The sequence below is a fragment of the Brevundimonas sp. GW821-FHT02A10 genome, assembly GCF_059422025.1.
Genome location: NZ_JBWKWC010000003.1, coordinates 476,577 through 492,531 on the forward strand (window position 1 = coordinate 476,577; position 15,955 = coordinate 492,531).

Below are 15,955 nucleotides of genomic sequence, written 5' to 3' on the forward strand. Positions count from 1 at the left end.
CGCTTTATCCGGGTCCAAACGAAAACGGCCGCCCGCGCTCCACTGGGAGCATCGGGCGGCCGGATCTGTCGTCCACGCCCCTTTCGGGGTCAGGACGCCGGGCTTAGCCGGCGGTCTTTTCCGAGATGAACTTCACGGCGTCACCGACGGTCTGGATGTGCTCGGCGGCGTCATCCGGGATCTCGATGTCGAATTCTTCCTCGAAGGCCATGACCAGTTCGACGTTGTCGAGCGAATCGGCGCCCAGGTCGTCGATGAAGCTGGCCTTTTCGGTGACCTTGTCCGGATCGGCGTCCAGGTGGTCGATGACGATCTTGCGGACGCGTTCCAGGGTGTCGGACATGGGTGTCTCTGCCTTATGAGGCCGCGAGAAGCGGCTGTTGTCTCAAATCCTGCCGTCTCACGACGGCGACGCTTGTGCAAGACCCTAACGGGCCACGCGGCAAGCGGTTGCGCCGCCCTTTAGCACAGCCGCACAGGCTGGAAAGGGGCGATTACATCGTTTGATCGGTCAGATCATCGCCATCCCGCCGTTCACGTGCAGGGTTTGACCCGTGACGTAGGCGGCTTCGTCGGAGGCCAGATAGACGGCGGCGGCGGCGATCTCGTCGCCCAGACCCAGCCGGCCCATCGGGATGTTCTTCATGATGGCGTCCTTTTGGGCGTCGTTCAGGACGTCGGTCATCGGCGAGGCGATGAAGCCCGGCGCGATGCAGTTCACCGTGATGCCGCGTGAACCGACTTCCTGGGCCAGCGACTTGGAGAAGCCGATCATCCCGGCCTTGGAGGCCGCATAGTTGGTCTGGCCCGGGTTGCCGGTGACGCCGACGACCGAGGTGACGGCGATGATGCGACCGGCGCGGCGCTTCATCATCCCCTTCATCGCGGCGCGCGACAGGCGGAAATAGCTTTCCAGATTGACGGTCAGGACGGACTGGAAGTCCTCGTCCTTCATCCGCATCAGCAGGCCGTCCTTGGTGATACCGGCGTTGGCGACCAGAATGTCCAGCGGCGCGCCGGCGGCTTCCTCGGCGGCGTTGACCAGATTGTCGACCGACTCGGCGTCCGACAGATTGGCGGTGGCGAAGTGGGCGCGCTCGCCCAGTTCCTTGGCCAGATCCGCCAACACGGCTTCGCGCGTGCCCGACAGGACGACGGTGGCGCCTTGCGCGTGCAGGGCGCGGGCGACGGCCCCGCCGATACCGCCCGTGGCGCCGGTGACGAGGGCGGTCTTGCCGGTGAGATTGAACATCAGTTCCTCCGAAGAATCGCCCGTCCGGAGCGATGTTTATCCAAGACTAGAAGAACGCCGCCGGCGATCAAACCGACGACGAACCCCACAAAATGACCGGGCTTGATACCCGAATGGCCGCTGACGACCACATCCAGACCGATACTGACCACCAGCCCCACGGCGGCGGCCCACCAGCCCGGGCGCTTCCAGCCGATGACCAGCAACCCCGCGCCGCACAGCGCCAGATAGGCCTGGGACGCTCCGGAGACATAGGCGTCCGGCTGCCCCAGGGCTGAGGCCAGCTGACCGCAGGCGCCGCCGACTATTCCCAGCGCCAGAACGAGCGGCCAGGCCAGCCGCCGCGTCAGGGCGGCGCCGACGAGGCCGACGATCGCGGCGTTGAACAGCATGTGAGCGAACTTCACATGCAGCCACTGCGAGGCCAGCAGCTTCCAGCTATCGGTCAGGGTCAGGGTCTGGCCCTTGAACGCTCCGAAAGCCGTCAGGTCGACAGAGTGCTGGCGCACCCAGAACGGCTGCCCCAGAGCCAGCGCGACGAGAAACCAGACTAGGACGATGCTCGCCGCCCAGCCCCAAAGGATCGCGCCGCCCCGGATCAAGACCTTCAGCCCAGCGACTGCGCGAACGCCTCGAGCTCTTCCGGCGTGTTCAGGGCGACGGCATCGGCGTCGGGCGCGATGCGCTTGGCCATGCCGGTCAGGACCTTGCCCGAACCGATCTCGGCGAAGCGGGTGACCCCTCCCCCATTCTCGCTAACCGGGGCGGCCATCCACATCATGCTCTCGCGCCAGCGCACGCGGCCGGTGACCTGTTCGACCAGCAGGCGACGGATCATCTCCGGGTCGGTGACCGGTCCGGCGGTGACATTGGCGACGACCGGCACAGCCGGGGCGAGGATGGTGGCGGTGGCGAGAGCCGTGGCCATCTCATCGGCGGCGGGCTGCATCAGGGGGCAGTGGAAGGGCGCCGAGACGTTCAGCGGGATGGCCCGCGCGCCGAGCTCCTTGGCCTTCTCGATGGCGCGATCGACGGCGGCCTTGTCCCCCGAGATGACGATATTGCCCGCATTGTTGTCATTGGCGACGACGCAGATCCCGACTTCCGAACCGGCCTTGGCGGCCTCTTCGGCGAGGGCCAGATCCGTCTTGGGACCGATCAGGGAGGCCATGGCGCCCTGCCCCACCGGCACGGCGCGCTGCATCGCCTGACCGCGCAGCTTGAGCAGACGGGCGGTGTCAGCCAGCGAGATCGCGCCCACGCCGCACAGGGCCGAATATTCGCCCAGCGAGTGGCCGGCGACGAAGCTTGCCGCCGTGACGTCCACACCGAACTCGGCCTTCAGCGCCCGCACCGCCGCCACCGACACGGCCATCAGGGCCGGCTGGGCGTTCTCGGTCAGGGTCAGCTGGTCCTCGGGACCTTCGCGCATCAGCTGCGACAGGTTCTGGCCCAGCGCCTCGTCGATCTCCGCATAGACGTCGCGCGCACTGGCGAAGGCCTCGGCCAGGGCCGCGCCCATGCCGACCGACTGGCTGCCTTGTCCGGGAAACAGAAGGGCGAGGGTCATTGAACCGTCCGTAGGGCCGTTGAATCAGGAGCGGAGGCGTAGGCCGATCATTCCCTCAGGGCAAGCCGAGCCGCGCCACGCTTGCCCTCACGTCCCTTTTCCCCTATACGCCCCGCCTTTCCAGGGCTTCGGTCCTGATGCGGAACGCCAAAGGGTTCGGGAAGTCATCCCGGCCGCCGCTTCAGGAGCCATCGCAGACGCGACTTACCCGGTCCGTCGGCGCCGACGCCCCACAAGGGAGACTGACGAATGGCTCTTTACGAGCACACGGTCATGACGCGCCAGGATATCAGCGCGCAACAGGCCGAAGCCCTCAACGACACGATCAAGGACCTCATCGTCGCCGGCGGCGGCACCGTGGCCAAGATCGAATACTGGGGCCTGCGCAACCTGACCTACCGGGTCAAGAAGAACCGCAAGGCGCACTATTCCCTGCTCGCCATCGACACGCCTCCGGCCGCCATGGCCGAAGTCGAGCGTCAGCTGGGCATCAACGAAGACGTGCTGCGCTGGCTGACCGTCCGCGTCGAGGAACTCGACCTGGAACTGTCGCCGCTGCTGGCCCGCCGTGAACGCGAGCGTGAACGCGATCGCGATCGTCCCGCGCGTGAAGACGCCGCGGTCGAAGCGTAAGGATCAGATCACATGACCGATACCACTGCTCCCCGTAACGTCCCGGGCACGCCCGCGGGCTCCGGCGCCGCCGGCCGCCGTCCGTTCTATCGTCGCCGCAAGGTTTGCCCGTTCTCGGGTGAAGGCGCGCCGAAGATCGACTACAAGGATGTGAAGCTGCTGCAGCGTTACATCTCCGAACGCGGCAAGATCGTGCCCTCGCGCATCACCGCCGTTTCCCAGATCAAGCAACGCGAACTGGCCAAGGCCATCAAGCGCGCCCGCTATCTGGCCCTCCTGCCTTATGTGGTGAAGTAAGATGAAGGTCGTTCTGCTGGAACGCGTCGATAACCTCGGCGCCATCGGCGACGTCGTCACTGTCAAGGACGGCTTCGCCCGCAACTTCCTCCTGCCCCGCGACAAGGCGCTGCGCGCCACGTCGAAGAACCTGGAGAAGTTCGAGCTCGACCGCGCCGCCATCGAGGCGCGCAACGAGAAGAACAAGGACGCGGCCCAGAAGGTCGCCGACAAGATCGACGGTCAGTTCTACGTCATGATCCGTTCGGCCGGCGAAACCGGTCAACTGTACGGATCGGTCGCCGGTCGCGACGTCGCTGAAGCCATTCAGGCTGAAGGCGGCAAGGTCGAACGCTCGCAGGTCGTGCTGAACACCGCGATCAAGACCCTGGGCGTCCACGAGGTGCTGGTTCGCCTGCACCCCGAGGTCTCGGCCACGGTCAAGATCAACATCGCCCGTTCGGCCGAAGAAGCCGAACGTCAGGCGAAGGGCGAGGACGTGATCAAGTCGGCCTACGACGAAGATCGTGAAGCCGCCGCCGAACAAGCCCGCGACATGGTCGAGGGCGGCGCCGGCCAACAGGACGGTCTCGGCTCCGAAGCCTGATCGACCTGACGGTTGAAAGATCAGGGGCGCGTCCTTCGGGACGCGCCCTTTTTCTTTGCCCGGCGCCCTGCAGTCGCTGGACCGCCGCCTATAACTTTGGTCCGAAAGGGAAAACCGGCCGACCAGACGGCGCCGGAGTTTTCATCGCCCGATGCATGTCATCGATATGTCAAATATGCAACGTGCTGAAGAGAAGCGGTTAAGACGTGCTTGACCGCACACACGGGCGCAATCAGCTTGTTCTCAAGAGCGGCATTTGGGGGCTTGCAGCAAGGATTTTGCGGCAACCTCCTCCGTAGACCGACCAAAGGGAAACATCCCGGCCTTCCGCCGGATCCAGGGATCAGGCGATCACACCCGGCGCTCACACGTCGGCCCTTTCCTCGGTTTCCAGGCGCATCATGCACGTTCGTTCATCCCGCACTCTCCTTCTGGCTTTCGCCTCCGCCGGCGCACTGCTGGCCTGCCCGCTCGTGGCCTCCGCCCAGACGGCGACGCCCCAGGACGAGGCCTCCACGGTCGAGGAGGTGGTCGTCACCGGGACCCGCGTGGCGGGCCGTTCGCGGCTCGACACCGTCGCGCCGGTGGACGTGATCTCGGGCGAGACCCTGCAACGCTCGGGCACCGGAACCGAGCTGGCCGCCTCCCTGGCCGCCGCCGCGCCGTCGATCAGCTTCCCGCGTCCGGCCATTTCGGACGGCTCTGACCACGTCCGTCCGGCGACCCTGCGCGGCCTCGCCCCCGACCAGACCCTGGTGCTCATCAACGGCATTCGGGGCCACATCGCGGCCCTGCTGAACGTCAACGGCGCGATCGGACGGGGTTCGACGGCCTTCGACCTCAATACCGTCCCGACCGTCACGCTCGGCTCGACCGAGGTGCTGCGCGACGGCGCTTCGGCCCAGTACGGCTCCGAAGCCATCGCCGGCGTGATCAACCTGCGCCTTCGCGAGGCCAACCATGGCGGCGGCCTGACCCTGAACTATGGCGTCTACGACACCGATTTCGATACGGCCCGCGGCTCGCACAGCCGCAAGGACGGCGAGACGACCTCGATCGCCGGCTGGGTCGGCCTGCCCCTGGGGTCGGAAGGCTTCCTGACTGTTTCGGGCGAACTGCAGCAGCGCGACCCGACCAACCGCTCCGACTACGCGGCCCCGGCGGCCGTCAACGGCGGATCCTCGACCACGGTTCTGGCGCGCTTCGGCGACCCGAAGCTGAAGTCTGGCTCGATCTGGTACAACGCCGGCACACCGCTGTCGGCAGGCTGGGAAGCCTATAGCTTCGGCGGCTATCAGCACCGTTATTCGCAGTCGGCGGCCACGGCCCGTCCCTATAACGACGCCCGTAACGTCGCCGCCATCTATCCGAACGGCTTCACCCCCGTGATCGGGGCCGAGATTGACGACTACAACCTGTACGGCGGCGTCAAGGGTCAGGCGGCGGGCTTCGACGTCGATGTCTCGGTGGGCTGGGGGCGCAACGAACTCGCCTACACCGTCCTGAACTCCCTGAACGCCTCCTACGGCGCCGCGTCCCAGACCTTCTTCCAGGCGGGCGGTCTCGACTACGACCAGCTGACCATTGGCGTGGACGCCGTCAGGCCGCTCGAGGTGGGCCTCTATGAGCCGCTCAACCTGGCGATCGGGGCCGAATACCGTCGTGAGAGCTTCGGCATGACGCCAGGCGAAGCCGCTTCCTACAACAAGGGCCCGTTGAGCGCGGCCCTTGGCTCCCAAGGGTTCCCGGGCTTCAGCCCCTCGACGGCTATCGACGTCGACCGTCACAACTGGGCCGTCTACGCCGACCTGGAGGGTAAGTTCAGCGAGCAGTTCACCCTGGGCGGCGCGGTGCGGTACGAAGATTATTCCGACTTCGGCGACACCCTCACGGGCAAGCTGTCGGCGCGCTTCGATGCGAATCCGTTCTTCGCCGTTCGCGGCGCCATCTCGACCGGCTTCAAGGCGCCGGCCCTCCAGCAGCAGTACTTCAGCTACACCTCAACCAACCTGACGACGACGACGGCGGGCACCTCCCTGATCGAGGCGGGCACCTTCCGCGTCAATTCGCCGACCGCGATCGCCCTGGGCGCCAAGCCGCTTGAGCCCGAGATGTCGACCAACTACTCGGCCGGCTTCGTGGTGCGCGGCGGCGGCTTCGAACTCACGATCGACGCCTACCGCATCGAGATCCAGGACCGGATCGTCTATTCGGAAAATCTGGGCGGGACCGGTTCGCGCGACGGCCAGTCGGCGGCCACCGCGGCGGCGATCAACGCCTATCTGACCTCGACCTTCGGCATCAGCGCGGCCCGCTTCTTCCTCAACGGCGTCGATACGACAACGAGCGGCGTGGATATCGTGGGGCGTTACCGTCTTCCGACCGACTCCCTCGGCCGTTTCGACTTCACGGTCGCGGCCAACTTCAACACCACGGATGTCACCCGCACGCCGTCCAACCCGACCATCACCATTCCGGGCGGCGCCACGATCGCCACGACCCCGGGCTTCCTGTTTGACCGGGCCAACGTCCGGGCCTTCGAGGAAGGCACGCCCGAACGGAAGGTTCTCGGCAGCCTTGACTGGACCTACGGCGGGTTCGGGGTCACGGCCAAGGCGACCTATTACGACAGCGTCCTGATCGCCAACAACGCGGCGAGCCTCGACTATTCCACCGGCTCCGCGACCTTGCTGGATCTGGAAGGCCGCTACCAGCTGCCCTGGGGCGTCGCCGCAGCGGTGGGGGTCAACAATCTGACCGACGAGTATCCGATCTTCACGCCGGCCGCGATCAACGGCACGACCGGCTCGGTCGGCTTCCCGCAATACTCGCCCTATGGCTTCAACGGCCGCTTCTTCTACGGCCGCCTGAGCTACAGCTTCTAGGGCCATCGACACGCCAGACGGACGCGGCGCGGGGAGCGATCCCCGCGCCGCTTTCGTTTGAGCCGCTTCCGTTTCGGCGGTTTTCAGTCATCCTTTGGCCACCGAAGTCCCGCCAAGCTTGACCGTCGGATCGAGGGGAAAGTCCAATGTTTAAACGTGTCGCCGGCCTGGCTCTGGCCATGACCCTGATCGCTACGGCCGCCAGCGCCATGACGGTGCAGGAGTTCCTGACGACGGCCAGCCGCATCCCGCAAAACCCCACCGCCCTGCTGCGTTCCGACACCCGTCGGCTGATGAACGAGTTCAGGGACGCCGTGCAGACGGTGCGCACCGAACAGACCGCCGCCCGCACCGCAGGCCGCCGACCTGCGACCTGCATGCCCGAGAAGGTCAGCTTCAACGCCAATGAGATCCTGGGCCGGTTCAACGCCATCCCCGCCGCCCGTCGCAGCCAGATCAGCGTCACCCAGGCGTTGCGCGAATGGATGGCCGAACGCTATCCCTGTCCGGCATAAGGGCTCTTCCTTAAGGCCTGGCCGCAAGGATCCGCCCTTCGGAAAGCTCCGTTCTCTGACAGGATTGGATATTTTCACCCTGTCCCCAGAAGGGCTTGGGTTGTCCACGGATGCGGGGACGTCCGAGCATGTCGCAGGAGCGTGCGACGGGTAAGGCGTTAACACAATGAACGCTTACGCCCCCTTCCCCGATACGGTCGCCGTCCCGTCCCTGCCGCACAACCTCGAGGTCGAGCAGGCGCTGCTCGGCGCGCTGATGTTCGACAACGCCATCTTCGAGCGCCTGTCCGACCGACTGCGGGGCACGCATTTCTACGAGCCCTTCCACCAGCGGCTCTATGACGCCATCGAGGACCACATCCGTCAGGGGATGCTGGCCGAGCCGACCATCCTGATGGAACGGTTCAAACAGGACCCGGCCTTCGCCGAGTTCGGCGGTCTGCGCTACCTGGCCGATCTGATGGACCGGGCGCCTCCGGGGGCCAATGCGCCCGACTACGCCCGCGTGGTCTACGACCTGGCCCTGCGCCGCGACCTGATCCGCATCGGCGGCGACATGATCAAGGACGCGCCGGACCCCGAGACGGCGGCCATCGACAAGATCGAACAGGCCGAACTGACCCTGTATTCGCTGGCCGAGAGCGGCGCACCCTCTTCCGGTTTCGTGACCTTCTCCCACGCCCTGGCCGGGGCGGTTCAGATGGCGGGCGAGGCCTATCAGCGCGAGGGCAAGCTGGCCGGTCTGGCCACCCACCTCGACGACCTGGATTCGAAACTCGGCGGCATGCACCCCTCCGACCTTCTGATCCTCGCGGGCCGTCCTTCGATGGGCAAGACGGCGCTGGCGACCAACATCGCCTTCAACGTGGCCAGGAATTATCGCTGGGAGCCCACTCCGGACGGCCGCAAGACCGTCTCCGGAGGCGTCGTCGCCTTCTACTCGCTGGAAATGAGCGCCGAACAGCTGGCCATGCGGATTCTGGCCGACGCCTCGGGCGTGTCGTCCGACAAGCTGCGCAAGGGCGAGATCGACGCCTCGGACTTCGGCCGCATCCGCGACGCGGCCATCGAGATCGGCGAAAGCCCGCTCTACATCGACGCCACCGGCGGTCTGGCCATCTCCAAGCTCGCCGCCCGCGCCCGCCGCCTGAAGCGGATGGAACAGGGCCTCGACCTGATCATCGTCGATTACCTTCAGCTGATCACCGTCGGCGAAGGCAACGGCAACAAGAACCGGGTGCAGGAAGTCTCCGAGATCACCGGCGGCCTCAAGGCCCTGGCCAAGGAGTTGAACGTCCCGATCATCGCCCTGTCCCAGCTGTCGCGTCAGGTCGAGCAGCGCGAGGACAAGCGGCCCCAGCTGTCCGACCTGCGGGAATCGGGCTCGATCGAGCAGGACGCCGACTGCGTCATGTTCGTCTACCGCGAAAGCTACTACCTGGGCCGGACCGAGCCGCGCGAAGGCACCGAAGAGCACCTCAAGTGGCAGGAGGACATGGACGTCCTGCAGCACCAGGCCGAAGTCGTCATCGGCAAGCAGCGCCACGGCCCCATCGGCATCGTCAAACTCAGCTTCGATGCCGACACCACCCGCTTCGGCAACCTGGCCAAGGGGTATGGCTCAAGCTTCGGCGACATTCCGGAGTGATGACGGCCGCGACTTGCGGCATAAGGCGGCCATGCACGCCCCCGCCCGCCTGACCGTCGACCTCAACGCCCTCGCGCGGAACTATCAGACCCTGGGTCGGGTCAGCGGGCTGCCGGTGCATCCGGTGGTCAAGGCGGACGGCTACGGGTTGGGCGCCGCGGCCGTGGCGACGCGGCTGATGGCCGAGGGGGCGCGGACCTTCTTCGTGGCGCGCGGGACAGAAGGAATCGTCCTGCGCGAGGCCTTGGGGCCGGAGCCGGTCATCTATGTTCTGGACGGCTGCCACGGCGATCAGGCGGCGACGCTGAAGGCAGCGGGCATCCGGCCCGTCATCAATCATGGACAGCAGCAGGCGGCCTGGGCGGCGGTCGGCGGGGGCCCCTGCGGCCTGCAGATCGACACAGGCATGAACCGCCTTGGCTTCCGTCCGGAGGAAGCGCCCGAACCCTTCGAGGGGCTTGCGCTGGTCATGACCCATCTGGCCTGCGCCGATGAGCCGTCCGAGCCTATGAACCGGCGCCAGCGCGACGCTTTCGCCGCCGCGACCCTGAAATATCCCGGCGTGACCCGGTCCTTCGCCAACTCCAGCGGCTGCTTCCTCGGCCCGGAGTTCCAGTTCGACGTGGTCCGGCCGGGCATCGGCCTGTACGGCGGCGGCCCTGAGGCCAAGGCGGATTCGCGCATCGCTGCGGTCGCCACCCTGACCGCTGAGGTGCTCCAGACCCGCGACGTACCGGCGGGCGAGAGCGTCGGCTATTCGCGCGGCTTCATCGCCGATGCGCCCGTGCGCGTCGCCACCTGCGCCACCGGCTATGCCGACGGCCTGATCCGCGCGACCGGGACCAGCGGCTCGGGACAGGTCTGGGTCGCCGGCGAGACGCGTCGCATCCTCGGCCGGGTGTCGATGGACGTCATCGCGGTCGACATCACCGGCCTGGACGTCGCCGTCGGCGATTCCATCGAACTGTTCGGCGCCAACCGCCTCGTCGACGACGCGGCCAAGGCGGCGGGCACCATCAGCTATGAAATGCTGACCTCGGTCATGCCCCGGGTGCCGCGCGCCTACCTCGGCTAGTAGACCGCGCCGGTCGCGACGGCGCTACCGATCAGGAAGCTGGCCATCACCGCGCCGACGACCGCGAAGATGATCCACCAGATGACGATGGCGATGACGATCACCACGGCGGTGTAGCCAAGAGCCTTGTCCTGCGGCGTCTTCATCAGGACCGGCAGGCCCAGATAGAGGATGTAGAGCCCATAGAGGGCCAGGATCAGGCCGAGAATGCCCAGCATCGGAATCAGGCTGAACACCCCGCCTACCCATGAGGCCGTCGCCGAATAGACCGCGACCTTCATGGCTGCGAGCCGGTCCTTGGTCCCGCCGAAATTGGGCGCCAGCCCCTCAATCACCAGCCCCAGCAGAAAGACCCCGGCCAACGACAAAGCGTAGCCGACGACCGCCCCGACGAGGGCGCCGATGACATCGCCGTGGCCGAAGACCACGGAACCGATCAAGCCACACACCGGACCGATGGCCGCCAGAAGCATGGCATAGCGGCTGAACAGGGTCGGGACCGTCGCGAACTCCCGATCGATGATGTCCCATTCCGCCCTTGGGTTCAGCAGAATCCCCTTCACGCGGGCGATCACGGATGGGTCGATAGCGGGAGGATTGTCGGTCATGAGGCGCTCCGGAAACTGTGGTTCTCCGGATAAGCTCGGGCGCTGAAGATGGGTTCCGCAAAGCGGACGTCAGGAACGGTCGCAGGCCGCCGTGAGCCCCCTGCCCCATCGAGACCGACTCCTGTAAGCCGGGTCCATGGCGAGAGACGGTGCGATCTATGTGTGTCAGTCCTGCGGGGCGGTGCACGGCAAATGGGCGGGGCAGTGCAACGCCTGCAACCAGTGGAATGTCATCGTCGAGGAGAGCCACGCGGCCCCTCCCGGCGCTATGAAGCCGCTGAGCGCCTCCAAGACCCGGGGCCTGCAGTTCGAATCCCTGATGTCGGAAGCGCCGGAACCCCCGCGGATCATCACCGGGGTGACCGAGTTCGACCGCGTCTGCGGCGGCGGGGTGGTGCCGGGCTCGGCCCTGCTGCTGTCCGGCGACCCGGGTGTCGGCAAGTCGACCCTGTTGCTGGACGTTGCCGGTCGGGCGGCCCTCGCGGGCGCCCGCGTGGCCTACATCTCCGGCGAGGAAGCGATCGAGCAGATCCGCTCGCGCGCCAAACGAATGGGACTGGAGAAGGCGCCGGTCGCCCTGGCCTCTGCCACGGCCCTGCGCGACATCCTCGGCACGCTGAAGCGCGAGAAGTTCGACATCGTCATCATCGATTCCGTCCAGACCCTGTGGTCCGACGCCCATGAGGCAGGACCGGGCTCGGTGACCCAGGTTCGGGCCTGCGCCGGTGAACTGGTGCGGATGGCCAAGGCGGGCGGCCCCGCCGTCGTCCTGGTCGGCCACGTCACCAAGGACGGCCAGGTCGCCGGACCGCGCGTGGTTGAACATATGGTCGACGCCGTCCTGAGCTTCGAGGGCGAGCGCGGCTACCCCTTCCGCATCCTGCGGGCCGGCAAGAACCGCTTCGGCGCCACCGACGAGATCGGGGTGTTCGAGATGGGCGACACCGGCCTGCGCGAGGTCTCCAACCCCTCGGCCCTGTTCCTCGGCGAAGGCAAGGACCGCGCGCCGGGCGCCGCCGTCTTCGCCGGCATCGAGGGCTCGCGGCCCGTGCTGGTCGAGATCCAGGCGCTGGTGTCCAAATCCGCCTATGGCACGCCGCGTCGGGCCGTGATCGGCTGGGAGACAGGCCGCCTCGCCATGGTGCTGGCGGTGCTCGAGGCCCGCTGCGGCTTCGGTTTCGGGGATCAGGACGTCTATCTGAACGTCGCCGGGGGACTGCGCATCAACGAACCCGCGGCCGATCTGGCGGCGGCGGCGGCCCTGATCAGCTCGGCGACCGGCGTCCCCCTGCCTCAGGGCTGCGTCGTCTTCGGTGAGATCAGCCTGTCGGGCGAAATCCGCGCCGTCGGCCGCGCCGAAGCCCGCCTGCGCGAGGCCCAGAAACTGGGCTTCGACCACGTCCTGTCCCATCCGCTGACGGTCAAGGGGGATGGCGTTCTGGTCACAGGCGTCAGCCGATTGACGGAAGCCGTCGAACGAATCTCGGAGAACAGGTATTAGGCAGTTGTGCCTGTTGAGGATCGCCCGCTGACGTGACCGGCTTCGACGCCTTCGCCATCCTGGTCATCCTCGCCTCGGCCGCCGCCGGCTGGGTTCGCGGGGCTACGCGCGAACTGATCACCCTGCTTAGCTTCATCCTGGCGGCCTTCCTGGCCTTGGTCAGCCTGCCCCTGACCTCGCGCATCGGGCGGGCCCTGATCAACCCGGACTGGGCCGGCACCATCTTCGCCGCGGTCGCCGGCTTCCTGATCATCTATTTCGGCATCCGCATCTTCGGGTCGATGCTGTCCAAGCGGGCGCAGGCGCATCCGACGCTGGGCGGCGTGGACCGGTTCATCGGCGTCTTCGTCGGCGCGGGCCGGTCGCTGGTGCTGCTGGGGGCCATCCATCTGGTCATCGTCGCGGCCATGCCGGGCGAGAAAACGCCGCGCTGGCTGCAGGACGCGGCCCTGCGTCCGGTCAGCGCCGGCGCCGCCCGCGCCATTCAGATCATCCTGCCCGGCATCGGCCGGGGCGCGGACGCCCTGTCGCCCGTCGTCGATTCCTCTGTCCGCAGAGGATTTTCCGACGATGGCGCCTTGCGTAAGCCCCAAACAGGCAATACTTCGCCCGACGCCGCCGCCCCCTGAATTTCCCGCTATCATCGGAGCCCCACGATGAGCAGCCTTGATCACGTCATCGCCTCCCCGGTCGTTCACCGGGAGCACCATCGAGACGCGGATGACGACCATCCGCGCCTGGAATGCGGCGTCTGTGGCGTCTGGGGCGCCTCGAACGACGAGGCCTCCTCCATCGTGGCGCTGGGCCTGCACGCCCTGCAGCATCGCGGTCAGGAAGCCTGCGGGATCGCCGCGGTCAAGGAGGCCCGCTTCCACACCGAACGCCACATGGGCCATGTCGGCGAGGCCTTCGGCGGCTCGGACCTCAAGGAGCGGATGCCCGGACCGGCCGCCGTGGGCCACACCCGCTACTCCACCGCCGGCGGAAGCTTCCTGCGCAACATCCAGCCGATGTTCGCCGACCTGGACCAGGGCGGCATTGCCATCGCCCACAACGGCAACCTGACCAATTTCCACTATCTGCGGAACCAGCTGGTCGGCGAGGGCTCGATCTTCCAGTCCACCTCGGACTCCGAGGTCATCCTCCACCTGATCGCCCGCAGCCGTAAGGCCAAGATCGTCGACCGCTTCATCGACGCCCTGGCGCGCATCGAGGGCGGCTACGCTCTCGTCGCCCAGACCCGCACCAAGATGATCGGCGCCCGCGACCCGCTGGGCATCCGCCCGCTGGTGCTGGGCCAGATCGGCGAGGCCTGGGTGCTGGCCTCCGAGACCTGTGCGCTGGACACCATCGGCGCGACCTTCGTGCGCGACGTCGAGCATGGCGAGGTCATCGTGATCGACCATGAGGGCCTGCGCTCGATCAAGCCCTTCCCGGCCCGGGCCGCGCGCCCCTGCCTGTTCGAATACGTCTACTTCTCGCGCCCCGACAGCGTCGTGAACGGCCGCTCGGTCTACGGCGTGCGCAAGCGCATGGGCGAAGGCCTCGCACGCGAGTTCCCGATCGACGCCGACGTCGTGGTGCCGGTGCCCGACTCCGGCGTGCCCGCCGCTCTGGGTTACGCCCAGGCCAGCGGCATCCCCTACGAGATGGGCATCATCCGCAGCCACTATCTGGGCCGCACCTTCATCCAGCCCAGCCAGGGCGCACGCCAGAAGGGCGTCGCCATGAAGCACAGCCCCAACCGGGCCGTGATCGAGGGCAAGCGCGTCGTCCTGATCGACGACTCGATCGTGCGCGGCACCACCTCGGTGAAGCTGGTCCGTGCGGTGCGCGAGGCCGGGGCGACCGAGGTCCATCTGCGCTCGGCCAGCCCGCCGATCCTGTGGCCCGACTTCTACGGCATCGACATGCCGGAACGCGACCAGCTGATCGCCGCCAACAAGACCATGGAAGAGATGCGCGAGATGCTGGAGGTCGACTCGCTCGGTTTCCTGTCCGTCGACGGCCTCTACAAGGCCATGGGTGAGACCGGCCGCAACAGCCAGACCCCGCAGTTCACCGACCACTATTTCACCGGCGACTACCCCACCCGTCTGGTGGACCGGGAAATCGAGGAAGGCGGCCGCGACGCCGTCGGTCGGCAACTTTCGCTGCTGGTGAGCGCTTAAGCCGGGCAAGCTTAAGCACAGGACGATCATGGCGCAGGTTCAGCTCGGCTATTTCACGCTCGACACCGCCGACATCGGCAAGGCCAAGGCCTTCTACAGCGGCTTGTTCGGCTGGACCTTCGACGAGGACGCCTCCAAGTCGACCTATGCCCATGTCGCCGACAGCGATCCGGCGTTCGGCTTCGTGAAGGCTGAGCACCCGGCCAGCGAGACCAACCTTTACTTCAAGGTTCCGGACATCACGGCGGCCTGCGCCCGCGTCATCGAACTGGGCGGCAAGGCCGCGATCCCGGCCGAAAGCGCCACCGGCCTGTCCTGCACCGTCTGCGACGACCAGGGCTTCAGCTTCAGCCTGTGGCAGCCCGGGCCGGGGTTCTGACTTTCGCCTGAAGCGCCGCCGCGCTATCAGCGCGCCATGACTTCTGCCCAGCCTCTGAAAGACCGCATCGCCCTCGTCGTGGGGGCTTCGCGCGGGATCGGTTACGAGAGCGCGCTCGCCCTCGCCTGCGCCGGCGCCCACGTGGTGGCCACGGCCCGGACCCAAGGGGGGCTGGAGGAGCTGGACGACCACATCTTCCGCGAGACCGGCAGGCACGCGACCCTCGTTCCGTTCGATCTGGTCGACGGCGGCGGCATCGACCGGCTGGGCGGCGCCATTTTCGAGCGCTTCGGCAAGCTGGATATCTGGGTCAACGCCGCGGCCACCCTCGGCGCCGCCGGCCTGACGCCCGTGGCCCATCTCGACCCGCGCGGCTGGGCCAAGATCGAGAAGACCAACTTCACCTCGGTCTTCCGCCTGATCCGCTCGCTGGAGCCCCTGCTGCGCCTGTCGGACGCCGGACGGGTGATCCACCTGACCTCCAGCCTCGCCACCACCCCCCGCGCCTTCTGGGGCGCCTATGCCGCGACCAAGGCCGGCGCCGAGGCGATGATGAAGGCCTGGGCCGACGAGATCGAATCCACCCCGATGCGGGTCTCCGTCCTCGACCCCGGCCGGATGCGCACCGCCATGCGTGGGCAGGCCTTCCCCGGCGAAGACCCCGAGACCGTGCCCCATCCGTCGGAGCTCGCCCCCCTGATCGTCGAACTGGCCCGCGCCGACCTGACCCCGCCCCTGACCGTGTCGTTCAAGGAATGGCGCGAGGGCATTTCGGGCGAGGCCTTGGTCTAGGGCGACCTTCGTCCCGGAGAGCCGCCGTTCGTCCCTTCGGACT

At 67.2% G+C, this 15,955-nt stretch carries 17 protein-coding genes; 12 read left to right on the plus strand and 5 right to left on the minus strand.

All coding sequences use genetic code 11. The features are described from left to right. Window positions 1-103 precede the first annotated feature (103 nt). From AC07U0_RS11905 to fabD, 4 genes are all read right to left on the minus strand, one after another. Window positions 104-343 (minus strand): acyl carrier protein, encoded by a 240-nt coding sequence (locus AC07U0_RS11905; protein ID WP_131249014.1) that lies wholly within the window; start codon window positions 341-343, stop codon window positions 104-106. A gap of 168 nt (window positions 344-511) precedes the next feature. After that, window positions 512-1,252 carry a 3-oxoacyl-[acyl-carrier-protein] reductase gene (gene fabG / locus AC07U0_RS11910; protein ID WP_494720209.1) on the minus strand — a complete coding sequence of 247 codons (741 nt, stop codon included), beginning with the start codon at window positions 1,250-1,252 and terminating at the stop codon, window positions 512-514. Beyond that, window positions 1,252-1,854 carry a rhomboid family intramembrane serine protease gene (locus tag AC07U0_RS11915; protein WP_494720210.1) on the minus strand — a complete coding sequence of 201 codons (603 nt, stop codon included), beginning with the start codon at window positions 1,852-1,854 and terminating at the stop codon, window positions 1,252-1,254. The genes fabG and AC07U0_RS11915 overlap by 1 nt, the downstream gene beginning before the upstream one ends. Before the next feature lie 5 nt (window positions 1,855-1,859). Then, window positions 1,860-2,822 (minus strand): ACP S-malonyltransferase, encoded by a 963-nt coding sequence (fabD, locus tag AC07U0_RS11920; RefSeq protein WP_494720211.1) that lies wholly within the window; start codon window positions 2,820-2,822, stop codon window positions 1,860-1,862. 249 nt (window positions 2,823-3,071) lie between these two features. Between fabD and rpsF the strand changes: the two genes are divergently transcribed. The 7 genes from rpsF (at window position 3,072) to alr (ending at window position 10,461) form a co-directional block, all read left to right on the plus strand. Next, window positions 3,072-3,455, plus strand: coding sequence for a 30S ribosomal protein S6 (rpsF, locus tag AC07U0_RS11925; protein WP_494720212.1), 384 nt, complete (start codon window positions 3,072-3,074; stop codon window positions 3,453-3,455). 12 nt (window positions 3,456-3,467) lie between these two features. After that, on the plus strand, window positions 3,468-3,752 hold the full coding sequence (rpsR, locus tag AC07U0_RS11930) for a 30S ribosomal protein S18 (protein WP_207932220.1): 285 nt from the start codon (window positions 3,468-3,470) through the stop codon (window positions 3,750-3,752). A 1-nt stretch (window position 3,753) separates the two neighbouring features. After that, window positions 3,754-4,338, plus strand: a complete 585-nt coding sequence (gene rplI / locus AC07U0_RS11935; protein WP_494720213.1) for a 50S ribosomal protein L9 — start codon at window positions 3,754-3,756, stop codon at window positions 4,336-4,338. A gap of 401 nt (window positions 4,339-4,739) precedes the next feature. Further along, window positions 4,740-7,223, plus strand: coding sequence for a TonB-dependent receptor plug domain-containing protein (locus AC07U0_RS11940; protein ID WP_494720214.1), 2,484 nt, complete (start codon window positions 4,740-4,742; stop codon window positions 7,221-7,223). 146 nt (window positions 7,224-7,369) lie between these two features. After that, window positions 7,370-7,738 carry a hypothetical protein gene (locus AC07U0_RS11945; protein ID WP_494720215.1) on the plus strand — a complete coding sequence of 123 codons (369 nt, stop codon included), beginning with the start codon at window positions 7,370-7,372 and terminating at the stop codon, window positions 7,736-7,738. 166 nt (window positions 7,739-7,904) lie between these two features. Beyond that, window positions 7,905-9,386 carry a replicative DNA helicase gene (locus tag AC07U0_RS11950; RefSeq protein WP_494720216.1) on the plus strand — a complete coding sequence of 494 codons (1,482 nt, stop codon included), beginning with the start codon at window positions 7,905-7,907 and terminating at the stop codon, window positions 9,384-9,386. Between the two features lie 31 nt (window positions 9,387-9,417). Further along, window positions 9,418-10,461 carry an alanine racemase gene (alr, locus tag AC07U0_RS11955; RefSeq protein WP_494720217.1) on the plus strand — a complete coding sequence of 348 codons (1,044 nt, stop codon included), beginning with the start codon at window positions 9,418-9,420 and terminating at the stop codon, window positions 10,459-10,461. Here the strand turns inward: alr and AC07U0_RS11960 are convergent. Next, a complete protein-coding gene (locus AC07U0_RS11960) occupies window positions 10,458-11,069 on the minus strand; it encodes a Yip1 family protein (RefSeq protein ID WP_494720218.1) in 612 nt (203 codons plus the stop codon). The two genes, alr and AC07U0_RS11960, sit on opposite strands and share 4 nt — an antisense overlap. Before the next feature lie 136 nt (window positions 11,070-11,205). Here AC07U0_RS11960 and radA point away from each other — a divergent pair, with 136 nt between their 5' ends. From radA to AC07U0_RS11985, 5 genes are read left to right on the plus strand one after another with little or no spacing between them, the layout of a single operon-like run. After that, a complete protein-coding gene (gene radA, locus AC07U0_RS11965) occupies window positions 11,206-12,570 on the plus strand; it encodes a DNA repair protein RadA (protein WP_494720219.1) in 1,365 nt (454 codons plus the stop codon). Window positions 12,571-12,602: 32 nt separating this feature from the next. Further along, the gene (locus AC07U0_RS11970; RefSeq protein ID WP_494720220.1) at window positions 12,603-13,199 is read left to right on the plus strand and encodes a CvpA family protein; all 597 of its coding nucleotides are present in this window, start codon (window positions 12,603-12,605) and stop codon (window positions 13,197-13,199) included. Between the two features lie 27 nt (window positions 13,200-13,226). Continuing rightward, on the plus strand, window positions 13,227-14,741 hold the full coding sequence (gene purF, locus AC07U0_RS11975; RefSeq protein ID WP_494720221.1) for an amidophosphoribosyltransferase: 1,515 nt from the start codon (window positions 13,227-13,229) through the stop codon (window positions 14,739-14,741). Window positions 14,742-14,769: 28 nt separating this feature from the next. Next, a complete protein-coding gene (locus tag AC07U0_RS11980; protein ID WP_494720222.1) occupies window positions 14,770-15,120 on the plus strand; it encodes a VOC family protein in 351 nt (116 codons plus the stop codon). Window positions 15,121-15,156: 36 nt separating this feature from the next. Continuing rightward, on the plus strand, window positions 15,157-15,912 hold the full coding sequence (locus tag AC07U0_RS11985) for an SDR family NAD(P)-dependent oxidoreductase (protein ID WP_494720223.1): 756 nt from the start codon (window positions 15,157-15,159) through the stop codon (window positions 15,910-15,912). Window positions 15,913-15,955: the final 43 nt, after the last annotated feature.

Excerpts from the sequence above, each read along its gene's own strand:
- purF (WP_494720221.1), top strand. The coding sequence starts at position 13,227 with ATGAGCAGCCTTGATCACGTCATCGCCTCCCCGGTCGTTCACCGGGAG.
- rplI (WP_494720213.1), top strand. The coding sequence starts at position 3,754 with ATGAAGGTCGTTCTGCTGGAACGCGTCGATAACCTCGGCGCCATCGGC.
- AC07U0_RS11940 (WP_494720214.1), top strand. The coding sequence starts at position 4,740 with ATGCACGTTCGTTCATCCCGCACTCTCCTTCTGGCTTTCGCCTCCGCC.
- AC07U0_RS11950 (WP_494720216.1), top strand. The coding sequence starts at position 7,905 with ATGAACGCTTACGCCCCCTTCCCCGATACGGTCGCCGTCCCGTCCCTG.
- radA (WP_494720219.1), top strand. The coding sequence starts at position 11,206 with ATGGCGAGAGACGGTGCGATCTATGTGTGTCAGTCCTGCGGGGCGGTG.
- rpsR (WP_207932220.1), top strand. The coding sequence starts at position 3,468 with ATGACCGATACCACTGCTCCCCGTAACGTCCCGGGCACGCCCGCGGGC.
- AC07U0_RS11905 (WP_131249014.1), bottom strand. The coding sequence starts at position 343 with ATGTCCGACACCCTGGAACGCGTCCGCAAGATCGTCATCGACCACCTG.
- AC07U0_RS11945 (WP_494720215.1), top strand. The coding sequence starts at position 7,370 with ATGTTTAAACGTGTCGCCGGCCTGGCTCTGGCCATGACCCTGATCGCT.
- AC07U0_RS11960 (WP_494720218.1), bottom strand. The coding sequence starts at position 11,069 with ATGACCGACAATCCTCCCGCTATCGACCCATCCGTGATCGCCCGCGTG.
- alr (WP_494720217.1), top strand. The coding sequence starts at position 9,418 with ATGCACGCCCCCGCCCGCCTGACCGTCGACCTCAACGCCCTCGCGCGG.
- rpsF (WP_494720212.1), top strand. The coding sequence starts at position 3,072 with ATGGCTCTTTACGAGCACACGGTCATGACGCGCCAGGATATCAGCGCG.
- AC07U0_RS11980 (WP_494720222.1), top strand. The coding sequence starts at position 14,770 with ATGGCGCAGGTTCAGCTCGGCTATTTCACGCTCGACACCGCCGACATC.
- fabG (WP_494720209.1), bottom strand. The coding sequence starts at position 1,252 with ATGTTCAATCTCACCGGCAAGACCGCCCTCGTCACCGGCGCCACGGGC.
- AC07U0_RS11985 (WP_494720223.1), top strand. The coding sequence starts at position 15,157 with ATGACTTCTGCCCAGCCTCTGAAAGACCGCATCGCCCTCGTCGTGGGG.
- fabD (WP_494720211.1), bottom strand. The coding sequence starts at position 2,822 with ATGACCCTCGCCCTTCTGTTTCCCGGACAAGGCAGCCAGTCGGTCGGC.